A 21,469-nucleotide genomic window follows, 5' to 3' on the forward strand; every position below is an offset into this window, starting at 1 on the left:
AGCTACATTGCCTTCCATGGAAGCTACATTGCGCTGGACACTGGTCACCGCGCTGGCGCCGATCGCCTGGGGCACGACGTACTACGTCACGCACCAGTTCCTGCCCGCCGGCCACCCGCTCTACGGCGCTGTCCTGCGCGCGCTCCCGGCGGGTCTGCTGCTCCTGCTGATCACCCGCCGGCTCCCCAGCGGGTCCTGGTGGTGGAAGTCGCTGGTCCTCGGCACCCTCAACATGGGCGCGTTCTTCGCCCTCATCTATCTGGCCGCGCAGACCCTGCCGACCAGCATCGCCTCGACGATCATGGCGCTTTCTCCGGTCGTACTCATGCTCTTCGCCTGGAGCGCGCTGCGCGAGAAACCGCGACCGGCCCACCTGGCCGGAGCCGCGATCGGCATCGCAGGCGTCAGCCTCATGCTGTTCACCGGCGCGGTGACCGTGAACGTGACAGGCGTCCTGGCCTCGGTGTCCGCCATGGTGATGTCGTCGTTCGGCTACATCCTGGCGAAGAAGTGGAGCGCCGGCATCGACGTCTTCTCCCTGACATCCTGGCAGCTGATCGCCGGAGGCCTGATGCTCACCGTCGCGGCCGTCGCCGTCGAAGGCACGCCGCCACGGGTCAGCGGGCCGGAGCTGGCCGCCTTCAGCTACGTCACGGTCGTCGCCACCGCCCTGGCCTTCGTGGCGTGGTTCACCGGCCTGCGCCACCTGACCGCCGGCACGGTAGGCCTCATCGGCCTGCTCAACCCGGTCACCGGCGTCCTGCTGGGAGTAATCCTGGCAGGCGAAACCCTCAGCCCCCGCCAGCTGCTCGGCCTCACGCTGGTCTTCCTCGGCATCCTGCTGGGCCAGGCGGTCAGCTTCCGCTTCCCCCCAACCCCCTTGGGTACGCCCAAAGCCCTCACCGCCGCCACCAAAGAACCGGGCTAACACCGCGCCGCTCTGCCCCGCGGCACCGCTCTGCCCCGCCCCGCCCCGCTCTGCCCCGCCCCACGCTGCCCCGCCCCACGCTGCCTGGATCTTGTGGACTTCCCCGCAGACGTGCCCACACAACTCCACAAGATCGAACAAGCCCAGCCGATCTTGCGGAGTTACCCGCAAACGGTTCGCCGAACTCCACAAGATCGGCGAAGCACCCAGCACCCAGCACCCAGCACCCAGCACCCCGTTCACCACGTCGGAACCGAGCGCCGGTCGGCCAACCCGAAGCTCACCGAGTCGCCCGGGTTTCGGTAACGGCCTCCCCCGGCATTCGCGTTCGCAGCGCCGGCTGCTCCCCGGTGCCGGCCGGGGAATCACCGGCGGCGAATGCCATGAAAGCGATGAAACGGTCGGCGAAGCCACGCCGACGACCACGCACGCCCCGATCTTGCGGAGTTACCCGCAAACGGTTCGCTGAACTCCACAAGATCGGCGAAGCACCGCGTCACCGCGTCACGGCGTCACCGCGACAACGCGACACCGCGACACCGCGACACCGCGACAACGAGTGCTGATTGGTCAGGCGGGCACCACGATGGGGGTGCCCGCTATCGGGTCGGGGATGATGACGCAGGTCAGGCCGAAGACCTTCTCGACCAGTTCGGCGGTGATGACCACCGACGGCGGGCCCTCGGCGACGATCGCGCCGTCGGCCATCGCGATGATGTGGTCGCAGAAGCGGCTGGCCAGGTTCAGGTCGTGCAGGACCGCGACGATCGTCTTGCCGGACTGCTCGTTCAGCGTGCGCAACAACCGCAGCAGCTCGACCTGGTGGTTGATGTCCAGGAACGTCGTCGGCTCGTCGAGCAGCAGCAGGCCGGTGTCCTGCGCGAGAGCCATCGCCACCCACACCCGCTGGCGTTGGCCGCCGGACAACTGCGCCAGCGGCCGCGAAGCCAGATCAGCCGTCCCGGTCGCCTCCAGCGCCGACGCCACTGCCGCGTGGTCGCCGTCGGTCCACCGCCGGAACCAGCCCTGATGCGGATACCGTCCCCGCGACACCAGGTCAGCGACGGTGACACCGTCCGGCGCGATCGGGGACTGCGGCAGCAGACCGAGCACCTTGGCAACGTCGACAGTGCTCATCTCGGTGAGCGCGGTGCCGTCGAGGTGCACGGCGCCACCGCGGGGCTTCAGCAGCCGGGCCAGGCCGCGCAGCAGTGTGGACTTGCCGCAGGCGTTGGCGCCGACGATGGCGGTCACCTTGCCGTCGAGCACGTCGACCGAGAGGTCGTGCACGACCGGGCGGTCGTCGTATCCGAGGGTCAGGTCGCGCGCGTTGAGCCGTGTCACCCTCCGGCTCCTTTCCGGTTCGTGGTGGCGAGCAGCCACAGCAGGTACGGCGCGCCGACCGCCCCGGTGACCACGCCGGTGGGCAGCGAGACCGGGAGCAGATGGACGGCGACGAGATCAGCGGTCAGCAGCAGCGCCGCGCCGGCCAGGGCCGCCGCCAGGATGCCGCCGGTGGCCGGGCCGAGCAGGCGGTTGGCGACCGGGCCGGCGACCAGGGCCACGAAGACGACCGGGCCGGCCACGGCGACAGCCAGCGCCACGAGCAGGACCGCGGTGCCGAGCAGGGCGGCGCGGCTCAGTTCGGTACGCGTACCCAAGGCCCGTGCCGTGTCGTCGCCCAGCTCGAGGGCCTTCAGGTGGCGTTGCAGTCCGATGGCGAGCAACAGCAGCGCCGGTAAGGCGTACAGAAGGATCTGAAGTTCTTGATCGCTGGCCTGACCCACGGAGCCGGTGAGCCAGTGCATGGCCTGGCGTGCCTCGGTGAGCCGGGCGCGGCTGAGCACGTATCCGACGAGGCCGTCGAAGAACGCGGCGACGCCGATGCCGATCAGGATGAAGCGGTACCCGCTGACGCCGTCGCGCCAGGCGAGCACGTACATCAGCAAGGCTGCCAGGAGGGCGCCGCCGAGGGCGAACGCGCAGACGACGAGCCCGGCGGCCTGCAGGAACACGATGCCACCGGCGGCGGCGAGGCTCGCGCCCGAGGTGATGCCGACGAAGTCCGGTGAGGCGAGCGGGTTGCGCAGCAGCTGCTGGAAGATCGTTCCGGAGGCGCCGAGGGCGAGGCCGACGGTGAGCCCGGCCGTGGCGGTCGGCAGCCGCAGGCCGCGCACCACGAAGTCGACGCCGGGATTGGCCTCCAGGTGCAGCACCGAGGTGATCACCTGCAGCGCGGTCAGCCGGAAACTGCCGACCATCATGGTGACCACGAACAGAGCGGCGACCACGCAGGCCAGCGCGAGGGTCACGGCGAGCGAGCGTACGGTCCGCCGGCGGTGGGTCGCCGTGACCGCGACAAGCGTCATGGTCATGCCTCCACCAGCCTGGCGTATCGGACGATGCCCACGAACACCGGCGCGCACAGCACGGCCAGGACCACGCCGACCTGGAGTTCGCCGGGTGCGCCGGCGACCCGGCCGAGCACGTCGGCGAGCAGCAGCACGACCGGGGCGAGCAGCATCGAGTACGGCAGGATCCACCGGTAGTCAGGCCCGCAGATGAACCGGGCCAGGTGCGGCACGACCAGTCCGATGAAGACGATCGGCCCGCAGGCGGCGGTGGCGGCACCGGCCAGGATCGCGACGACGCCGAACGCGGCGGCCCGGGTCAGCCCGACCCGCTGGCCGAGACCGCGGGCGGTGTCCTCACCGAGCGCGAGCCCGTTGAGGACCCGGCCCAGCCCGAGCGACGCGACGAGCCCCACCAGGATGAACGGGGCGACCCCGGCCAGGATCGGCGTGTACCGCCCGGCGAGCGAGCCGACCTGCCAGAACCGCAGCTCGTTCAGGGCGTCGATGTTCGTCATCACGATGGCCGAGGTCACCGAGGTGAGCCCGGCGGTCACCGCCGCGCCGGCCAGCGCGAGCTTGACCGGCGTGGCGCCTTCACGGCCCATCGACGCGATCGAGTACACCAGGAACGTCGCGATGACCGCTCCGGCGAACGCGAACCAGACGTAGTAGCTGACGCCCTGGATCCCGAGCACCGTGATGGCGAAGACCACGCACGCCGCCGCGCCGGAGTTGATGCCCATGATGCCGGCGTCGGCCAGCGGATTGCGGGTCACGCCCTGCAGGATCGCGCCGGCGACGCCGAGGGCGGCGCCGGCGAGAATCCCGACGAGGGTACGCGGAACCCGCAGTTCGAGGGTGACCGTGCTGGTGATCGTGCCGTCGTCGCCGAGGTTGCCCAGCGCACCCATGACATCCGTCAGGTCGATCGACCGGGATCCCTGGGTGACGCTGAGGAACGCGACGACGGCGAGCAGAGCGGCGAGCAGGACGAGCCCGGAGGCCCGGTTAGTTGCCGATGTTCTCATCAGCGCCGTTGATCGCGGTGGTCAGCTTCTCCAGCTCGGTCGCGAAGTCGCCGTAGGTGTGCAGCCAGTACGCCGGCCACGCGGTGACGGCTCCGGCCTTGGCGGCCTTGATCTCGAACCAGGTCGGCTGCTTCTTGCCGAACTCGGCGTTCAGGGTGTCCTTGTAGGCGCGACCGTCCCAGAGGATCAGGTCGGGCTGGTACTTGTCGGCGTTCTCCCAGCTCAGCGTCTCCCAGTACGGGAAGTCCTTGTCGGGCGCGGCCGGGTCGAGGACCTTGAGGCCCCAGCGCTGGAAGTCGAGCAGCTCGGGGGCGTACTTCGGGTTGGCGACGTACACCTTCTCGTCGGTGGGCGACATGCCCGCCGCCGTGAGGTTCGGCTTCGCGGCGGTCGCGGCCTTGAACGCGGTCACCGCGGTCTCGAAACGCTGCTTGTTCGCCGCGATCGCCGGGTCGTCCACGTTGGCGCCGAGGCTCTTGGCGAGCTGCTCGTAACCTTCCGCCAGGTCGACGATCGACTCACCCTGGGAGACACCCACGATGGGCGCGAGCTCGGCGAGTTTCTTGCTCTTCTCGTCCACGCCCTCTTCCAGGCCGCTGTACGCCTTCTCGGCCGGCCACCAGTCGCCGACGATCAGATCCGGGGCCAGCGAGGCCGCCTTCTCGACGTCGATCTTGCCCCACTCCTCGCCGAGGATGGTGATCCCGGTGAGGTCGAGGTCCTTGAGGTTCAGGTCGGTCTTCACCGGCTCGTCGGCGTAGATGCCGACCGGCTTGATGCCGAACGAGATCAGCGCGGCGGCCTCACCGGCGTGCGCGATGATCCGGGTGGGTGTCTTGTCGGCCTTGACGACGTCGCCGTTTCCACTGGTGAACGACCACGGCCCGGAGGCGGCGGCGGATTCGTCGGCCGGGGCGTCGTTGCTGCCGCACCCGGCGAGCACAGCGCCCAGAGTCGCGACGGCCAGTACTGATCGCCAAGTCTGCATTTCTGGACTGTCCATTCACCCGTAAGCCTGATTGGTTAGGGAAGGCTAACCACACTTCACAGGTTTTGCATAGGCGGGCCGTCGCTCGCGCCCGCAGTCGCGCCGTCACCCCACGGAGTGTGACGTAAACAACCGTTTACTAGGGGCCTGAGCTGCCGATAATAAGCCAGCAAGCGTTTACCTCTACCCTCCGAGGACACCATGACCCAATCCATCGAAGAGACCGGATCCGCCGGATCCGCGAAGACCGAAGGCGGGGGTACGGGCGGCAACCTGCTGGTGCTCTACCTGGCACTCGGCGGCCTGGCGTTCGCGGTGCTCCAGTCCTTGGTCTCCCCCGCGCTCTCCACCATCGGCCACGAGCTGAACGCGTCGACGAGCGACGTCAGCTGGGTCGTGACCGCCTATTTGCTGTCGGCCTCGGTGCTCACCCCGATCCTCGGACGCCTCGGTGACATCGCCGGCAAGCGCAAGGTTCTGATCGGCGTACTGGCGATCCTCGCCGCCGGCACCGTGGTTGCCGCGCTGGCGCCGAACCTGGCTGTGCTGATCGTCGGCCGCATCCTGCAGGGCGCGGCGGGCGCGATCCTCCCGCTGTCGATCGGCATGGTCCGCGACGAACTCCCCCGCGAAAAGGTCGCCACCACTGTCGGCCTGATCTCCGCCATCTTCGGTGTCGGCGCCGGCGTCGGCATCGTGGCCGCCGGCCCGATCGTCGAGCACCTGTCCTGGCACTGGCTGTTCTGGCTGCCCCTCGTGCTGGTCGTCATCGCCCTGATCGGCGCGATCTTCGGCATGAAGGAATCCCCGGTACGCACCCCGGGCAAGCTCGACGTCATCGGCGCCTCGATCCTGTCCGTGTCGCTCGTCGCGCTGCTGCTCGCGATCAGCAAGGGCCAGTCCTGGGGCTGGGGCGAGGCCAAGACCATCGGACTGCTCGCCCTCGGCGTCGCCGGCCTGGTCGTCTTCGTTCTCGTCGAGCTCCGCGTCAAGGAGCCGCTGATCGACATGAAGCTCATGAAGATCCGCGGCGTCTGGGCCACCGACCTGGTCGCCCTGATCCTCGGCTTCGCCATGTTCGGCACGTTCCTGCTGGTCCCGACGCTGCTCCAGCTGCCGGAGGCCACCGGTTACGGCTTCGGCAAGTCGGTCTCCCAGGCCGGCCTGTTCCTGCTGCCGACCGTGGTCATGATGGTCATCTTCGGCCCGATCGCCGGCATCCTGACCCGCAAGTACGGCCCGAAGCTCCCGATGTTCCTCGGCGCCGTCTTCGTGGTCGCCGCGTTCACCCTGCCGGCCCTGGGCCACGGCGCCATCTGGCAGGTCCTCGGGTCCGGCATCCTGACCGGCGCCGGCATCGGTTTCGCCTTCGCGGCGATGTCCAACGCCATCATCGAAGCCGTCCCGGCTGCTCAGACGGGTGAGGCGACGAGTGTGAACACGATCGCCCGTACCATCGGCAGCAGCATCGGCACCGCTGTCGTGGCCGCCGTGATCACGTCGAACACGACGCCGCAGGGCTTGCCGACCGACGCCGCCTTCACCGACGGATTCTGGGTGTGCGCGGGTGTCGCGGTGCTGGCCGTGGTGGCGGCACTGCTGCTGCCGGCCGCCCACAAGCGCCATGAGGAAGCCGTCCAGGCAGGCGTGAGCGACCTCCCGCCGGAGCCCGGCGAGATCCACGTGCTGCACCGCTCCAACGCCTGACACCCACCGCTCATCGTTCGCCGCCTGTGGCCGCCGGAAATCCCGGCGGCCACAGCCGTTTCCGAGATCCTCCGCCTGGCCGTGGCAGCCGCCCTCACGCCGTGCCCTGCCCGCTGCCCCCGATGATGCGCCGCCACAGGGCCCCGATGCGCCGCCACAGGGCCACGCCGGCTCTGCGCGTGGGCGCCTGCCAGACCCGGAGATCCTCGGCGGCCCCGAGGCGGCCGGCGCTGAGCGGTGGAGCAACGATCGCCGGGTTACTCGGCGACGACGAAGCCGAGGGTTTCCGGCAGGGCGGTCAGTGCCGTGCGGCGTTCCGGGTCGGGCTCCTCCTCGGCGACCTGCCGGAGCAGCGCGACCAACTCGCCGGTCTCCGCGTCGGTGAGGTCGCCGAGCGCTCCGGCCGCGTCGTTCAGCAGGTCCGAGCGGACCGGCTCGGGGATCTGCCTGACATCGATGGACACGACAAGATTGGCGAGTGCGCGGACGACGTTGAGCGTCAGCATGTGCGACCTCCTGGGAGCGCGTGCGGGGCGTCGCGTCAATCTACTGGCGCGCCCCGGTCACCCTGCCGCCGCCGCGGCGTATCGCTCGGCGAGTCCGGCGAACGCGCGTACCCGGGGAGCCGCGGAACCGGGACGCGATGAAGGAGGCACGCCGGTGGCCGGCAGCGCTCGCGAAGCGAAGCGCGGGCCGGCGCCGTCAGCACTATGTGAGCCGCCTATCAACAGGCTTTGAGAAACCTTGGGTCGGAACCTTTTCAAAGGTTCCGCTTCGAACCATATTGCCTGGTGAAAGCGTTTGACAGCACTTTGACGGCAAACTCATAGGTCGCATTCTGATCAATGGCTTGCCTATTGCGAACACGAATGTCGACAATCTCCCTGCCGATCGGCCGGCCCTTTTTCATACGAACGAAGGAGTACCTCGTGCAGGAGAAGAAACGGCGCTGGCGCGGAGTCGCTCTGGCGACCGCGGCCATCGCCGTCCTCGGCGCCGGCATCGCCACCGCCAACGCGGCCACTGTGGATTCCCGGCCGAAGCCGGCAGCGGCGCGTAACCAGCCGGGGGTGCCCGGTCTGGTGAACGCCGCCAACGCCTTCCTCGCCACCCTGGACGACGACCAGAAGGCCGAAGTCCTGCTGGATCTCACCGAGGACAACGCCACGGCCTGGTCGAACCTGCCGTGCGGCTCGACCTGCCGCCCCGGCATCCAGTTCAGCACGCTCACCGACGCCCAGCTCACCGCGGCCACGGCGGTGCTGACCGCGGCCACCGGTACCGGGACGGGAAGCGGCTTCGACCAGATCAGCGACATCCTGGCCGCGGACGATGATCTCGCCGCGCAGGGCAGCAGCGGCGGCGCGCCTTCCGGAGCTGCGCCCTCCGAGGCCGCGCCTTCCGGGGCCGCGCCTTCCGGGGCCGCGCCTTCCGGGGCCGCTCCTTCCGGCGCGCCCGGCGGTAGCGCCCCGGGTGGTGGTGGCTACGGCAGCGGCATCTACTTCCTCGCGTTCCTCGGCACCCCGTCGGCGACCGGCACCTGGCAGCTCCACTTCGGCGGCCACCACCTGGCGGTCAACCTGACCTACGCCAAGGGCAAGGTCGCCGGAACCACCCCGTTCTTCATCGGCGTCGAGCCGACCAGCTTCATCGACGACGACGGCAACACCGTCGAAGCCCTGTCGAAGCAGTCGGACGCCATCTCCGCGCTGATCACCAGCCTGAGCACCAAGCAGCTCGCCACGGCGAAGCTGACCGCGTCGTTCAGTGACGTGCTGCTCGGCCCGGACGCCGACGGCGAGTTCCCGGCGACCAAGCAGGGCATCGCGGTGAAGTCGCTGTCGCCGAAGCAGAAGAAGCTGGTTCTCGACGCGATCAGGCCGTGGGTCTCGATCGCTGATGACGCCACGGCGCAGCAGTTGCTGAAGGCGTACGAAAAGGATCTCGACAAGACGTTCGTCAGTTACTCCGGCACGACCGCTCTCGACACCCAGGGCGATTATGTACGGATCGACGGCCCCGGAGTCTGGATCGAGCTCGTCTGCCAGAACGGCGTTGTCTACTCTGACGAGATCCATTACCACACCGTTTACCGCGACCACACCCGCGACTACGGCGGAGAGTTCTCTTTCTGATGACCCGTTCGCGCTTTCTCCGCATCATGGCGGGGATCGCGGTGGCGGTACCGGCGGCGCTCCTTCTCGGGGCGTCGCCGGCCGCGGCCCATCCCATGCCCCATTCGGTGGTCCTGCTCGACGTGCACGAGACGTCGGTGGCCGCCGCCCTGGAACTGCCGCTCGGTGACCTCGCCGAGGCCAGCGGCATCGACGTCACCGCGGCGACGCTGGACGCACAGGGTGACGCGCTGCGCGAATACCTCGCCGCGCACATCCGCCCGGCCACGATCGGTGGCGCGGCCTGGGCCGTCGACGTCGGCGAGCTGGCAGTGAGCGATGCCGAACAGACCTCGACCGGGCCGTACCAGGAACTCGACGCCGCGGTGACGCTCACGCCGCCGGCCGGCGGCGACGTCCGGCATTTCTCCCTCGCCTACGACGTCGTGGTCCATCAAGTGGTCACCCATACGGCGCTGGTTTCGGTACGCCAGGACTGGGCGGCCGGTCAGGTCGCCGGCGAAGCGGCGGACAGTGTCGGAGTCATCAAGATCGACAGCCGGTCGATGACCGTGCCGGCGCTGACCGTGAACCTGGAGGACGGCAGCGCCTGGTCCGGCTTCACCGCCATGATGAAGCTGGGTGGCAGCCACATCCTGGAGGGCACCGACCACCTGCTGTTCCTGCTCATCCTGCTGCTGCCGGCGCCGCTGCTCGCGGTGGGCGGCCGCTGGCGCGACCGGGTCGGCACCCGCCAGGCGGTCCGCCGAATCGGGGGTACGACCCTCGCGTTCACCATCGGGCACTCGGCGGCGCTGGCCCTGAGCGCGTTCACCCACCTGAACGTGCCGGCCTGGCCGGTCGAATCGTTCATCGCGGCCAGCATCCTGGTCGGCGCCGTCCACGCGATCCGCCCGATCTTCCCGGGCCGGGAGGCGACGGTGGCCGGCGTCTTCGGCCTCGGCCACGGCATGGCGTTCTCCTTCACCCTGGCCGAGATGCAGCTGTCCACCGGGCGGCTGGCGCTGAGCCTGTTCGGCTTCAACCTCGGCATCGAACTGGTCCAGCTCCTCCTGGTCGCTCTGGCTTTGCCGGCGCTGGTGGTGGTCGCTCACACCCGCTTCGGCCCAGCGTTCCGGGTCACGGGCGCGACGATCACCGGGATAGCGGCGATCGGGTGGCTGGCCGACCGCCTGGGCCTCACCAATCCGGTAGCCGCTGCGGCGGATCGTGCAGGCGCCCACACCACCCCGATGCTGATCCTGCTCGCCGCCACGGCAACGGCCGCGCTGGCCTGGACATACGCCAACCAGCGAAAACACTCCGCAGCCGCCTGACGGAGCCTGATCCAGCCCCATTCGTGAATTCCAGAGCCGCTCGGTGCGGGTGCGCCCGCTGTCCGCTGTCCGCTGTCCGCTGTCCGCTGTCCGCCGTCCGCTTGTGGACCGTCGACTTTCGCCATTTGTCGAGCGGAAGCGGGTTCGGGGCATCGTGGCAGTTTCTCGGGGTGACGTGGCGGCGTGGCGGGTTCTCGATGCGACGCGCCGCTCGGAGATCTTGTGCGGTTCGGCCGGCCGACCGACCACAAGTGCACGAGTTTGCAGGACGGCCGTCGCGGCATGTCGGTTTTGAATGTTTTGGGAGTTTTGTGGTGACGCTCTGCCACGACGGCGGGGGGAACGGTTCTGGATCTTGGAGACTCGTGGGTGCTCTATGCCCCACATGTCTCCACGATTCGGCCAACGCGGTGCTGCGCAGTTTCGACCTGGTGCACACGGAGCTGCACAATTCCGACGTGGTGCACGCGGAGCTGCACAATTCCGACGTGGTGCACGCGGAGCTGCACAATTCCGAGGTGGTGCACGCGGAGCTGCACAATTCCGACGTGGTGCACGCGGAGCTGCACAATTCCGACGTGGTGCACGCGGAGCTGCACAATTCCGAGGTGGTGCACGCGGAGCTGCACAATTCCGACGTGGTGCACGCGGAGCTGCACAATTCCGACGTGGTGCACGCGGAGCTGCACAATTCCGACGTGGTGAACGCGGGGCTTCGCTGATCTTGTGGAGTTCGGCGAACCGTTTGCGCGTAACTCCGCAAGATCGGCCGGGAGCTTCTCGATCTTGCGGAGTTGTGCGGACACGTCTGCGGGGAAGTCCACAAGATCCATGCCAAGCGGAGCGGGGCGGCGCGAAGCGGAGCGGGGCGGCGCGGGGCGGCGCGAAGCGGAGCGGGACCGGGCGGGACACAGCGGGACAGATCGGGACAGAGCGCAGACGACGCGGCGCGGCGCATGACGACGCGGCGCGGCGCGGATGCCTGTGGCGGAGAGCGTCGGCGTCCGGAGTGGCAGTGAATCTCGTGTCGTGGCAGTAAATCTCGTGTCGTGGCTGTTCGCGGTCGGTATCGGGAAACCGCGTCGGCCTGGCGGATCCGCACGGCCACCAGTTGTTGCGCGATGAGCCCGGTCGCCGGGCAGGACCAAAAGTGGCGAAACTCGAATGGACCGCAGCAGTCGAAAATCACTCAAGATCCGGGGGCGGGCCGGAGCCGGAACAGGGCGAGCCGGAGCCGGAACAGGGCGAGCCGGAGCCGGAACAGGGCGAGCCGGAGCCGGAACAGCGCGGGCCGGAGCCGGAACAGCGCGGGCCGGAGCCGGAACAGCGCGGGCCGGAGCCGGAACAGCGCGGGCCGGAGCCGGGCCCGGGGCGAGCCCGAGCCACGCCGGAGCCACGCCGGAGCCGCCCTCAGCCCCGCCGCATCAACACGCCGCCAGAACCCACCCCGCCCCACCTCACCGCGGCATCGACCGGAACCACCCTTCCCGATCCCCCGGGTCCGGGCCTCGCCGGTGCAGCACCGGCACCTCCTCGCCGATAACCGGCGCATAGTGGTCGAACTCCGCCGTCAGCACCGCCTCCCCACCGGTCAGATCGGGCAGCGCTGCCACCACCTGCGGCACCCGGGACGACGGCAGCACACCGCTGACCTCCAGATAACCCCCGGCAGCGACCGTCTCCCGGATCACCGCACCGTGCCGGCCGAGCAACGCCGCCACCGCGTCGAAGACATGCAGCGGAATATTCACCTCGAACCGCTCGACCGGCTGGCAGACCCGGCTTCCGGCCCGGCGCAGCGCCGCGGTGACCACGACCGGGGCGAGGAACCGGAAATCCGCACCGACACTCGACAGCGACTTGTCGAACTTCTGGTGCGGCTTGCTCTGCCGCGGGCAGTACTGCGACGACACCATGCTGACCACGCAGTCGGTGACCGGCCAGCCGTGCAAGCCCTGCCGCAGTGCCGCCCGCACACCCTCCTCGGTCGCCGCGATGAACGCCGGCGGGAGCCGTCCGGGCTCGATACCGGCGCGGAACTCGATCCCGTGTCCCACCGGCGCGGACGAGATCCGAAGACCAAGACCGGCCAGATACGGATTACCACCCTCCCGCACCCGATCCACGGCTTCCCCGTCACCGGCGACACGCTCGATGCACGCCGTCAGCGTGCCGGAGAAGCGCACCTTGACGCCGTACCGATCCTCCAGCAGCGACGCGATCACCTCTTTCTGCACCTCGCCGTGCAGCCGGATCACCGCCTGCCCCTCGTGCTCGTCGAGGCGCAGGTCGACCAGCGGGTCCTCGTCGGCGAGTTCGGCGAGGCCGGCGAAGAGCGCCAGCCGCTGGGCCGCCTCGATCGGTTCGACGAGCGCCTGCCGGGTCGGTGGCGGGAAGCGGTAGAGATGCCGGCGCGGCGGTTCACCGACGTGCTGCCCGATCCGGGCGGTCAGCCCGCGCACCGCGACGATCTGCCCGGCGGTCGCCTCCGGACGCACGCGCACGCCTTCCGGCGCGCTCACCTCGACCTGGGTCACGGTCTGCGGCCTGCTCCCGCCGAGTTCAACCCGATCGCGTACGCGTAACCGCCCCGACCACAACCGTAACCAGGCCCGCCGCCCGTGGCTGTCCCGGTCGACGGCGAAGACGGTTCCGGCGAGCGGGCCGCCGGGTTCCTCGCAGCGCGGCAGCAGATCGGCGAGGACGTGGCGCAGTTGCCGCACGCCGGCGCCGGTGATCGCGGAGCCGTGCACGACCGGGCTGATCTCACCACCGCGGACGGCGTGGCGGATCGCGCGGCGGACGTCGCGGGCCCGGAGCGGTGTGCCGTCCAGCCAGCGCGCCGCCACGGTGTCGTCGACGTCCGCCACGGCTTCGACAACCGGCGAGGAGTCCAGCGCGATCCCGCGTACCCTCGCTGTGGTCTGGCCTTGACCCGCGACCGCGGTGAGCGGGACGGGGTTTGCCGCGAGCCGGAGGCGGAGCTGGGTGAGCACCCGGCCGGTGTCGGCACCGCGGCGGTCGACCTTGTTGAGGAAGAAGACGGTGGGTACGCCGATGCGGCGCAGCGCCCGCCAGATGGCGACGGTCTGCGGCTGGACGCCCTCCACGCTGGACACCACGAGCACTGCCGCGTCGAGGACGGCGAGCGAGCGCTCGACCTCGGCGATGAAGTCCGGGTGGCCCGGGGTGTCGAGGATGTTGACGGTGAGCGCGCCGAGACTGATCGTGGTGACGGCCGCGCGGATGGTGATGCCGCGGCGGCGTTCCAGATCCATCGAGTCGGTGCGGGTGGTGCCGTCGTCGACGCTGCCGGGCAGGGCGACGGCCCCGGCCTCGAAGAGCAGGCGTTCGGTCAGGCTGGTCTTGCCGGCGTCAACATGGGCGACGATGCCGAGGTTCATCAATGACAAAGCAGAACTCCACGGTAGGACGGTCGGATGTCCGGAGCGTGGAAGCTGCTCGCATTGGTTTCTCCTTGTCGCGGGCCTGTGGTGACTCCACCCTGGCACGGCCGCCGAGACGCCGCTACCGATTAAATTTCAGCCGGTTTGTCGTACAATAAGGTTTGTGTTCGATTTCGAGGCGGAGCCCGAGGACCAGCCCGCGCGGCCGAGCTCGCTGAGCGGCGCTTTCTTCGCCATGGTGGCACTGACCATGGTGGCGATGCTGGTCGGCGGCGCGGCCCTGTTCTGGATTGTCCGGGTGGCCGCGCGGTGACCTGAGACATGGGGTGTACCGGCAGTGCATCGCAGGTCACGGCTGTCCGACGTACCGTCGTGAGCGTGGACAACCGAGCCGAGGTGCGGGATTTCCTCACCACCCGCCGCGCGAAGATCACTCCGGAGCGGGCCGGGCTGCCGGCGTTCGGCCAGCGGCGGGTCGCCGGGCTGCGGCGCAGCGAGGTGGCGTCGCTCGCCGGGATGAGCGTGGAGTACTACGCCAAGCTGGAGCGCGGCCAGCTGGCCGGTGTCTCGGCGGGCGTGCTGGACGCGATCGCCCGTGCTCTGCAGCTCGACGAGGCCGAGCGCGCCCACCTGGTCCGGCTCGCCCAGGAGGCGAACGGCAGCGGCGCGCTGCTGCGCCCGGTGCGCCGGCCGAAGCAGTGGACGATCCGGCCCAGCCTGCAGTGGTCGCTCGACACGATCACCAGCCCGGCCATTCTGGCCAACAACCGGCAGGACCTGGTCGCGTCGAACCTGCTGGGCCGGGCCATGTTCGCCGATCTCCACGCCGGAGCGGGCGACGCGCCGAACTTCGGCCGGTTCACGTTCCTGGACAGCGCGGCCCGGCGGTTCTACCCGGACTGGAGCCTGGCGGCCGACATGTTCGTCGCCAATCTGCGGACCGCGGCCGGCAAGGATCCGCACGACAAGGGCCTGCACGATCTGGTCGGTGAGCTGTCGACGCGCAGTGACGAGTTCCGCCGCCGGTGGGGCGCGCACAACGTCCGCACGCATGGCACCGGGGTGAAGACGTTCCATCACCATGTCGTCGGTGGGCTGGAGCTCGCGTACGAAAGCATGGATCTTCGCGCCGAACCGGACCTGACCCTGACGATCTATGCGGCCGAGCCGGAGTCGAGCACCGCGCACGGGTTGAGCCTGCTGGCGTCGTGGGCGGCCAGTGAGACGGGGCTGGTGGCCCTGGCCCCGCCTCGCTGATGCGCCTTATCGGAGCGTGTCGATGTCGATGACGAACCGGTAGCGGACGTCGGACTTCAACACCCTTTCGTACGCCTCGTTCACCGCGCCTGCGTCGATGACCTCGACCTCGGGGGCGATCCCGCGCTCGGCGCAGAAGTCCAGCATCTCCTGGGTCTCGGCGATGCCGCCGATGCTGGAGCCGGCGAACGAGCGCCGGTTGTTGAACAGCGAGAACACCTGCACCGGCAGCGGCTCCGGCGGGGCGCCGACGCTGACGAAGGTGCCGTCCAGGCGCAGCAGGCCCAGGTACGCGGACATGTCGATCGGCGCGCTGACCGTGTTGATGATCAGGTCGAAGCTGTTCTTCAGCGTCGTGAACGTGGCCGGGTCGCTCGTGGCGTAGTAGTGCTGCGCCCCGAAGGCCTCGCCGTCGGCCTTCTTGCTGAGGGTCTGCGACAGCACGGTCACCTCGGCGCCCAGCGCGACAGCGATCTTGACGCCCATGTGGCCGAGGCCGCCCATGCCGACGACGGCAACATTCTTGCCGGGACCGGCGTTCCAGTGCGCCAGCGGCGAGTACGTGGTGATACCGGCGCAGAGCAGCGGCGCGGCCGCCTCCAGGGGGATCGACGTCGGCACCCGCAGCACGAAGTCCTGGTCGACGACGACGTGCGTGGAGTACCCGCCCTGGGTGACGGTGCCGTCGCGGTCGACAGCGGCGTAGGTGCCGGTGTTGCCGTTCAGGCAGTACTGCTCCTGGCCGGCCGTGCAGTTGTCGCACTCACGGCACGAGTTGACCATGCAGCCGACGCCGACCCGGTCGCCGGCAGCGTGCTTGGTGACCTCGGCACCGACCTCGGTGACGTGCCCCACGATCTCGTGGCCGACGGTCAGCGGGTACGGAACCTTGCCCCATTCGCCGCGGACCGTGTGGATGTCGGAGTGGCAGATGCCGGCGTACGCGATCTCGATGAGAACGTCGTGCGGGCCGAGGTCACGGCGCTCGACCGTGGTGCGGACCAGCGGTTCGGTGGCGGAGACAGCGGCGATGGCGTTGACGGTGAGAATGGTTTCCTCCGGAATTGAATCGGTAACACCTACCGAACCACAGGTCGCGCGCCGCTGGGAGTTACTAGTGGTACACCACTCAGAACGCGTCCCGGCGCTGCAGACTGATCATCGCCGCTCCCAGCGCGAGGACCAGATAGCCGGCGGCCACCGCGGCCGCGCCGCCCGGGGAGAGCAGGTACGGGTGATCGGCGCCGGCCAGCTGCGGTGTCAGGTTCGGCAGCAGCACGGAGGCAAACCTCAGGTGCCACACGGTCGGCAGGAAGTGCGCGAAGACCGGCGCCACCAGAACCAGGCCTCCCAGGGTGACCAGGGTCGTCGCGGTGGACCGCAGCACGGTGCCGAGCCCGACCGCCACGGCGCAGGTCACCAGCACGACCAGGGCCGCGCTGAGCACCGCCGGGACCGCGTCGGTCCAGTGCGGCCACGGGTTGAGCGGGGCCGGGCGGGCGCCGAGCAGCGCCATCGCCCCGGCCGTGGAGGCCGCCGCGATCAGCAGACCGGCGCCGAACCCGGCCGTCATGGCCACCGCTGCCTTCGCGCCCAGCAGGTCCCGGCGGTTCGGGACCGCGAGCAGGCTCGGGCCGATGGTGCCGGTGGCGAACTCACCGGTGATCGACAGGGCGCCGATCGCGGCCAGGAAGAACGTCACGAACGGCATCACCACCACGGTGATGTCGGCTGTCTCGAAGTTCGCCCGGTCGGCGGCGCTCGCCTGGTCGTAGGAACCGATCAGCAGAAACAGGATGAGCATCCCGAGCAGGCCGGCCGCCACGGCGGCGGCCAGGAACGCGTAGGTGGATCGGACGGTTCGCAGCTTGAGCCATTCAGCGGAGATCACAACGCTCCCAGGTAGAAGTCTTCGAGGGTGTCGCGTACCTCGTCCATGGCGACGTCCTCACGGAGCCGTCCGCCGCTGATGATCAGGACGTGGTCGGCGGTCACCGCCATCTCGCTCATCAGGTGGCTGGAGAGCAGCACCGTGCGGCCCTGCCCGGCGAGGTCGCGCAGCAGCGCGCGGATCCAGCGGATACCGGCCGCGTCGAGGCCGTTCACCGGCTCGTCGAGCACGATCACGGCCGGGTCACCGAGCAGCGCGGCCGCGATGCCGAGGCGCTGGCGCATGCCGAGCGAGTAGGTGCCGACCCGGCGGTCCGCCACGCTCGCCAGGTCCACCTGGTCGAGGACCGCGTCGACCCGGGCCCCGCCGATGCGGTGCGTGCGAGCCAGGCAGGTGAGGTGGTTGCGGGCCGTGCGGCCGGGGTGGGCAGCGTCGGCGTCGAGCACCGCGCCGACCTCGTGCAGCGGGTGCCGGATCCGGTCGTACCGCCGGCCGCCGATCAGCGCCTCACCGCTGGTGGCCCGGTGCAGGCCGAGAATGATGCGCAGGGCGGTGGACTTGCCGGCGCCGTTGGGGCCCAGGAACCCGGTCACCTGGCCGGGACGGACCTGGAACGACAGCCGGTCCAGGGCGGTCACCGGACCGAACCGTTTGGTCAGCTCGTGTACCTCGATCATGGCTTCCACTGTCGCGACCAGGCCGCCGCGGGTCGTCCGACCACGGTCGGAGCCGAATATCCGACCAGGGTCCGATTCGCGGCGGCGCGCCGCGTTATAGCGTCGGCGGATGGCAAAAGTCAGGGCGGCCACTGTGGACGTCGCGGTCGCCGTCGCGCTGTCCTGGTTCGCGGCGTCGGCGGCGCTGGATCCACCGGGTCCGGCCTTCACCGGGCCGGTGTGGGTGGCGTGGCTGGCCGGCGCGGCCGTCGGCCTCCCCCTCGTCGTGCGCCGCCGCTGGCCGATCCCGGTCTTCGCCGTCGTCCTGCTGTGGGCCGGGGCGATCACCGCGGCCGGCGTCGCAGGCCTCGGTGTGGTGGCGACGACGTGGGCGCCGGTGGCCCTCGCCGCCTACACGGTGGCGGCGACCGCGCGCCCGGCCCCGGCAGCGGGCGCGCTCGCGGCCGCCCTCGCGGCGCCGGCCGCCACCATTGCCTGGCTCTATCGGCACACCGCGATCACCACGGCCGACCAGCAGGTCAGCGAGGTGCCGCTGTGGTGGCAGGTCGAGCTCGGCGTGGTCGCGGTGATGGTGACTGCCGCCTGGGCCGCCGGCCGGGTGGTGCGGTCACGGCGGCTGGCGCGGGCCGAGGCCGACCGGCGGCTGGCCCGCGACGCGATGGTCTCCGAGCGGCTGCGGATCGCCCGGGAGCTGCACGACATCGTCGGGCACAGCATGAGCCTGATCGCGGTGAAAGCGACGATCGCCAACCACATCGCCGAGCAGCGGCCGGCCGAGACGAGGGCGGCCCTCGTCACGATCGAGCAGACCAGCCGGGCCGCGCTCACCGAGATCCGCCGGGTGCTCGACGTGCTGCGCGACGACGACGAACCGGCCGCCGACCTCGGCCCGGTCGCCGGGACAGCCGATCTGGAGAGCCTCGCCGGCCCGTTGCGCTCGGCCGGGCTGCGGGTCGACCTGCGCACCGCCACATCGGACCCGCTGCCCTCGTCGGTCGGCCTCACCGTCTACCGGATCGTGCAGGAGTCGCTGACCAACGTGCTGCGGCACGCGCATGCCGGACGATGCGAGGTCATCGTCGAAACCGAAGATCATGGAGTGCGAGTGGAGATCACCGACGACGGGCGCGGTGTTCCCGCGACTGGCCGGCAACGCGCCGGACGAGGTCTGATCGGGATGCGCGAGCGCGTCACCGCCTTCGGCGGCACGCTGAGCGCGGGCCCCGGCCAGGAGGGCGGCTTCACGGTCAAGGCCCAGATTCCGTACGCCGGAACGACGGGCGCCCCCGGTGAGTGACGCGGACATCGGGGTGCTTCTCGCCGACGACCAGCAGCTGATGCGGGAGAGTTTCCGGGCGCTGATCGACGTCTCTCCCGGATTCACCACCGTGGGTGAGGCCGGCGACGGCGCCGAAGCCGTCAACCTGGCTCGCCGGCACCGGCCCGACGTGGTGCTGATGGACGTGCGGATGCCCCGGATGGACGGCATCGAGGCGACCCGGCAGATCTGCGCGGAGACCCCGTCGATCCGGGTCCTCATCCTCACCACGTTCGACCTGGATGAATACGTTTATGCCGCTCTCCGGGCCGGCGCCAGCGGGTTCCTGGTCAAGGACGGCAGCGCCGCCGACCTGCTCACCGGGATCCGCGTGGTCGCCGCCGGTGACGCGCTGCTGGCACCGCGGATCACCCGCCGGCTGATCTCCGCCTTCGCCCGGCAGATCCCACCGCAGACGCTTTCGCTGGCGAACGTCACCGAACGGGAACGGGAGGTGCTGACCCTGATCGCCCGCGGCCGGTCGAACCAGGAGATCGCCGAAGAGCTGTTCGTCACGATCGGCACGCTGAAAACCCACATCGGCCGCCTTCTGCACAAACTGGGCGCGCGCGACCGGGCTCAGCTGGTCATCACGGCGTACGAGAGCGGGCTGATCACGCCGGGGTCAACATGAAATGTTCACGCTCACAATTGCCGGGCCGTCTCTCACGCCGGGACCGGCTGGTTCGCGTTAACAAAGAGTGGCCGGCCCCCTCCCGCCGGCCGGGGTGCCTGGGGTAGAACATGACGATGAGCGACACACAAGCACGGCCGGCGGCCGACATTCGTAACACGATCGAAAGCGGCCGCACGGCGATCGGGATCGAGCTGGGCTCGACCCGCATCAAGGCCGTGCTGACCGGTCCGGGCCACGAGGCGATCGCGGTCGGCACCCACGACTGGGAGAACCAGTTCGTCGACCGGGTCTGGACGTACTCCCAGGAGGCGATCTGGTCCGGCCTGCAGGCCTGCTTCGCCTCGCTCGCTGCCGACGTGCGTAACCGGTACGGCACCGAGCTGCGTACCACCGGCGCGCTCGGCGTCTCCGCGATGATGCACGGTTACCTGGCGTTCGGCGCCGACGGTGAGCTGCTCACCCCGTTCCGCACGTGGCGCAACACGAACACCGGCGACGCGTCCGAGGCGCTCAGCGAGCTGTTCGGATACAACATCCCGCACCGCTGGAGCATCGCCCACCTGTACCAGGCCGTGCTCAACGGGGAGGAGCATCTCGCGAGCATCAACCACCTGACCACACTCGCCGGTTACGTGCACTGGAAGCTGACCGGCCGCCAGGTCCTCGGTGTGGGCGACGCCAGCGGTGTGTTCCCGATCGACATCGCCACCGGCGGTTACGACACCCGCCGGCTCAGCCAGTTCGACGAGCTGGCCGCTGGGCGCCTCCCGCTGAAGCTGGCCGAGCTGCTCCCGGCCGTGCTGCCCGCCGGCGAGCCGGCCGGCACGCTCACCGAGGCCGGTGCCCGCCTGCTGGACCCGAGCGGCACCCTGCAGCCCGGCGTCGTGCTGTGCCCGCCCGAGGGCGACGCCGGCACCGGCATGGTCGCCACCAACTCGGTCGCCCGGCGCACCGGCAACGTCAGCGCCGGCACCAGCATCTTCGCGATGATCGTCCTGGACGGCGAGCTCAGCCGCGTCCACCCGGAGATCGACCTGGTCACCACCCCGGCCGGCGACCTGGTCGCGATGGTCCACTGCAACAACGGCGCCAGCGAGCTGAACGCATGGGCCGGCCTGTTCGCCGAGTTCACCACGGCCCTGGGCGTCGAGGCGGACAGCGGGAAGATCTTCGAAACCCTCTTCCGCTCCGCCCTCTCCGGCGCCCCCGACGGCGGCGGCCTGATGGCCTTCAACAACCTCTCCGGCGAGCCCATCACCAAACTGCACGAGGGTCGCCCGCTCTTCTTCCGTACGCCGGGAAGCGCCCTGTCACTCGCCTCCTTCATGCGCACCCAGCTGTACGCCGCCCTGGCAACGCTGCGGATCGGCATGGACGTGCTGCAGAAGTCCGAGTCGGTCCAGCTGGACCGCATGTTCGCCCACGGCGGCCTCTTCAAGACCGAGGGCGTCGCCCAGAGCCTCCTGGCAGCCGCCATCAACACCCCGGTCTCGGTCGGCAACCTGGCCGCCGAGGGCGGAGCGTGGGGCATCGCCGTGCTGGCAGCCTTCGTCCGCGACCGCGCCAACGGCCAGCCCCTGGACGACTTCCTGACCACATCGGTCTTCGCCGACGCCGCCCTCGACACGGTCTCCCCAGACCCGGCGGACGTGGCCGGCTTCAACGAGTTCATGCAGCGCTACGTGTCCGCCCTCCCGATCCAGCAGGCAGCCGTAGACAACAGCTGACACCCACCCAGCCGCCCAGCCGCCGCCCGCCTCCACCTGGTCGCCGCCCACCCTCCGCCCGCCCTCCACACCCGCCTCCACCTGGTCGCCGCCCACCCT

General features: G+C 70.0%; 19 protein-coding genes. 10 read left to right on the plus strand and 9 right to left on the minus strand.

Annotation, left to right across the window (positions count from 1 at the left end):
- The first annotated feature begins 16 nt into the window (after positions 1–16).
- Positions 17–928: a DMT family transporter gene (locus ACQP2E_RS19760; protein WP_433824390.1), complete on the plus strand. Its 912-nt coding sequence runs from the start codon at positions 17–19 to the stop codon at positions 926–928.
- A gap of 570 nt (positions 929–1,498) precedes the next feature.
- Here the strand turns inward: ACQP2E_RS19760 and ACQP2E_RS19765 are convergent.
- Genes ACQP2E_RS19765 through ACQP2E_RS19780 form a run of 4 tightly spaced genes read right to left on the minus strand, consistent with a single transcriptional unit; the run spans position 1,499 to position 5,298 of the window.
- On the minus strand, positions 1,499–2,272 hold the full coding sequence (locus ACQP2E_RS19765; RefSeq protein WP_433824391.1) for an ABC transporter ATP-binding protein: 774 nt from the start codon (positions 2,270–2,272) through the stop codon (positions 1,499–1,501).
- Positions 2,269–3,303, minus strand: a complete 1,035-nt coding sequence (locus tag ACQP2E_RS19770) for a FecCD family ABC transporter permease (RefSeq protein WP_433824392.1) — start codon at positions 3,301–3,303, stop codon at positions 2,269–2,271. Before ACQP2E_RS19770 ends, ACQP2E_RS19765 begins: the two co-directional genes overlap by 4 nt.
- Entirely contained in the window at positions 3,300–4,310 is a 1,011-nt protein-coding gene (locus ACQP2E_RS19775) for a FecCD family ABC transporter permease (RefSeq protein ID WP_433824393.1), read from the minus strand. Before ACQP2E_RS19775 ends, ACQP2E_RS19770 begins: the two co-directional genes overlap by 4 nt.
- On the minus strand, positions 4,291–5,298 hold the full coding sequence (locus tag ACQP2E_RS19780; RefSeq protein WP_433824394.1) for an ABC transporter substrate-binding protein: 1,008 nt from the start codon (positions 5,296–5,298) through the stop codon (positions 4,291–4,293). Before ACQP2E_RS19780 ends, ACQP2E_RS19775 begins: the two co-directional genes overlap by 20 nt.
- 201 nt (positions 5,299–5,499) lie before the next feature.
- Between ACQP2E_RS19780 and ACQP2E_RS19785 the strand changes: the two genes are divergently transcribed.
- Positions 5,500–7,005, plus strand: coding sequence for an MFS transporter (locus ACQP2E_RS19785; protein WP_433824395.1), 1,506 nt, complete (start codon positions 5,500–5,502; stop codon positions 7,003–7,005).
- 257 nt (positions 7,006–7,262) lie between these two features.
- Here ACQP2E_RS19785 and ACQP2E_RS19790 read toward each other — a convergent pair whose 3' ends face one another.
- Positions 7,263–7,511 carry a hypothetical protein gene (locus ACQP2E_RS19790; RefSeq protein ID WP_433824396.1) on the minus strand — a complete coding sequence of 83 codons (249 nt, stop codon included), beginning with the start codon at positions 7,509–7,511 and terminating at the stop codon, positions 7,263–7,265.
- A gap of 423 nt (positions 7,512–7,934) precedes the next feature.
- On the opposite strand from ACQP2E_RS19790, the gene ACQP2E_RS19795 reads away from it, so the two are divergent.
- The 3 genes from ACQP2E_RS19795 (at position 7,935) to ACQP2E_RS19805 (ending at position 11,178) form a co-directional block, all read left to right on the plus strand.
- Positions 7,935–9,140, plus strand: a complete 1,206-nt coding sequence (locus ACQP2E_RS19795) for a DUF3500 domain-containing protein (protein ID WP_433824397.1) — start codon at positions 7,935–7,937, stop codon at positions 9,138–9,140.
- Positions 9,140–10,456 (plus strand): HupE/UreJ family protein, encoded by a 1,317-nt coding sequence (locus tag ACQP2E_RS19800; RefSeq protein ID WP_433824398.1) that lies wholly within the window; start codon positions 9,140–9,142, stop codon positions 10,454–10,456. The genes ACQP2E_RS19795 and ACQP2E_RS19800 overlap by 1 nt, the downstream gene beginning before the upstream one ends.
- A gap of 410 nt (positions 10,457–10,866) precedes the next feature.
- The gene (locus tag ACQP2E_RS19805; RefSeq protein WP_433824399.1) at positions 10,867–11,178 is read left to right on the plus strand and encodes a pentapeptide repeat-containing protein; all 312 of its coding nucleotides are present in this window, start codon (positions 10,867–10,869) and stop codon (positions 11,176–11,178) included.
- 735 nt (positions 11,179–11,913) lie between these two features.
- Here ACQP2E_RS19805 and ACQP2E_RS19810 read toward each other — a convergent pair.
- Entirely contained in the window at positions 11,914–13,860 is a 1,947-nt protein-coding gene (locus tag ACQP2E_RS19810) for a GTP-binding protein (protein WP_433833977.1), read from the minus strand.
- Positions 13,861–14,026: 166 nt separating this feature from the next.
- On the opposite strand from ACQP2E_RS19810, the gene ACQP2E_RS19815 reads away from it, so the two are divergent.
- Together ACQP2E_RS19815 and ACQP2E_RS19820 are read left to right on the plus strand one after the other, a co-directional pair.
- Positions 14,027–14,176 carry a hypothetical protein gene (locus ACQP2E_RS19815; protein WP_433824400.1) on the plus strand — a complete coding sequence of 50 codons (150 nt, stop codon included), beginning with the start codon at positions 14,027–14,029 and terminating at the stop codon, positions 14,174–14,176.
- Positions 14,177–14,241: 65 nt separating this feature from the next.
- A complete protein-coding gene (locus ACQP2E_RS19820) occupies positions 14,242–15,120 on the plus strand; it encodes a helix-turn-helix transcriptional regulator (protein ID WP_433824401.1) in 879 nt (292 codons plus the stop codon).
- Positions 15,121–15,126: 6 nt separating this feature from the next.
- On the opposite strand, the gene ACQP2E_RS19825 is transcribed toward ACQP2E_RS19820, so the two are convergent.
- The 3 genes from ACQP2E_RS19825 to ACQP2E_RS19835 form a co-directional block, all read right to left on the minus strand.
- The gene (locus ACQP2E_RS19825; protein ID WP_433833979.1) at positions 15,127–16,170 is read right to left on the minus strand and encodes an NAD(P)-dependent alcohol dehydrogenase; all 1,044 of its coding nucleotides are present in this window, start codon (positions 16,168–16,170) and stop codon (positions 15,127–15,129) included.
- A gap of 79 nt (positions 16,171–16,249) precedes the next feature.
- On the minus strand, positions 16,250–17,011 hold the full coding sequence (locus tag ACQP2E_RS19830; protein WP_433824402.1) for an ABC transporter permease subunit: 762 nt from the start codon (positions 17,009–17,011) through the stop codon (positions 16,250–16,252).
- Positions 17,008–17,688, minus strand: a complete 681-nt coding sequence (locus ACQP2E_RS19835; RefSeq protein WP_433824403.1) for an ABC transporter ATP-binding protein — start codon at positions 17,686–17,688, stop codon at positions 17,008–17,010. Before ACQP2E_RS19835 ends, ACQP2E_RS19830 begins: the two co-directional genes overlap by 4 nt.
- Positions 17,689–17,797: 109 nt before the next feature.
- Here ACQP2E_RS19835 and ACQP2E_RS19840 point away from each other — a divergent pair, with 109 nt between their 5' ends.
- The 3 genes from ACQP2E_RS19840 to ACQP2E_RS19850 all read left to right on the plus strand — a co-directional run bounded on the left by ACQP2E_RS19840 (position 17,798) and on the right by ACQP2E_RS19850 (position 21,370).
- On the plus strand, positions 17,798–18,985 hold the full coding sequence (locus tag ACQP2E_RS19840) for a sensor histidine kinase (RefSeq protein ID WP_433824404.1): 1,188 nt from the start codon (positions 17,798–17,800) through the stop codon (positions 18,983–18,985).
- Between the two features lie 40 nt (positions 18,986–19,025).
- Positions 19,026–19,640 carry a response regulator gene (locus ACQP2E_RS19845; protein WP_433833981.1) on the plus strand — a complete coding sequence of 205 codons (615 nt, stop codon included), beginning with the start codon at positions 19,026–19,028 and terminating at the stop codon, positions 19,638–19,640.
- 116 nt (positions 19,641–19,756) lie between these two features.
- Positions 19,757–21,370: a xylulokinase gene (locus ACQP2E_RS19850; RefSeq protein ID WP_433824405.1), complete on the plus strand. Its 1,614-nt coding sequence runs from the start codon at positions 19,757–19,759 to the stop codon at positions 21,368–21,370.
- Positions 21,371–21,469: the final 99 nt, after the last annotated feature.

The organism is Actinoplanes sp. CA-015351 (assembly GCF_050955685.1).
In the GTDB taxonomy this organism is placed as follows: domain Bacteria; phylum Actinomycetota; class Actinomycetes; order Mycobacteriales; family Micromonosporaceae; genus Actinoplanes.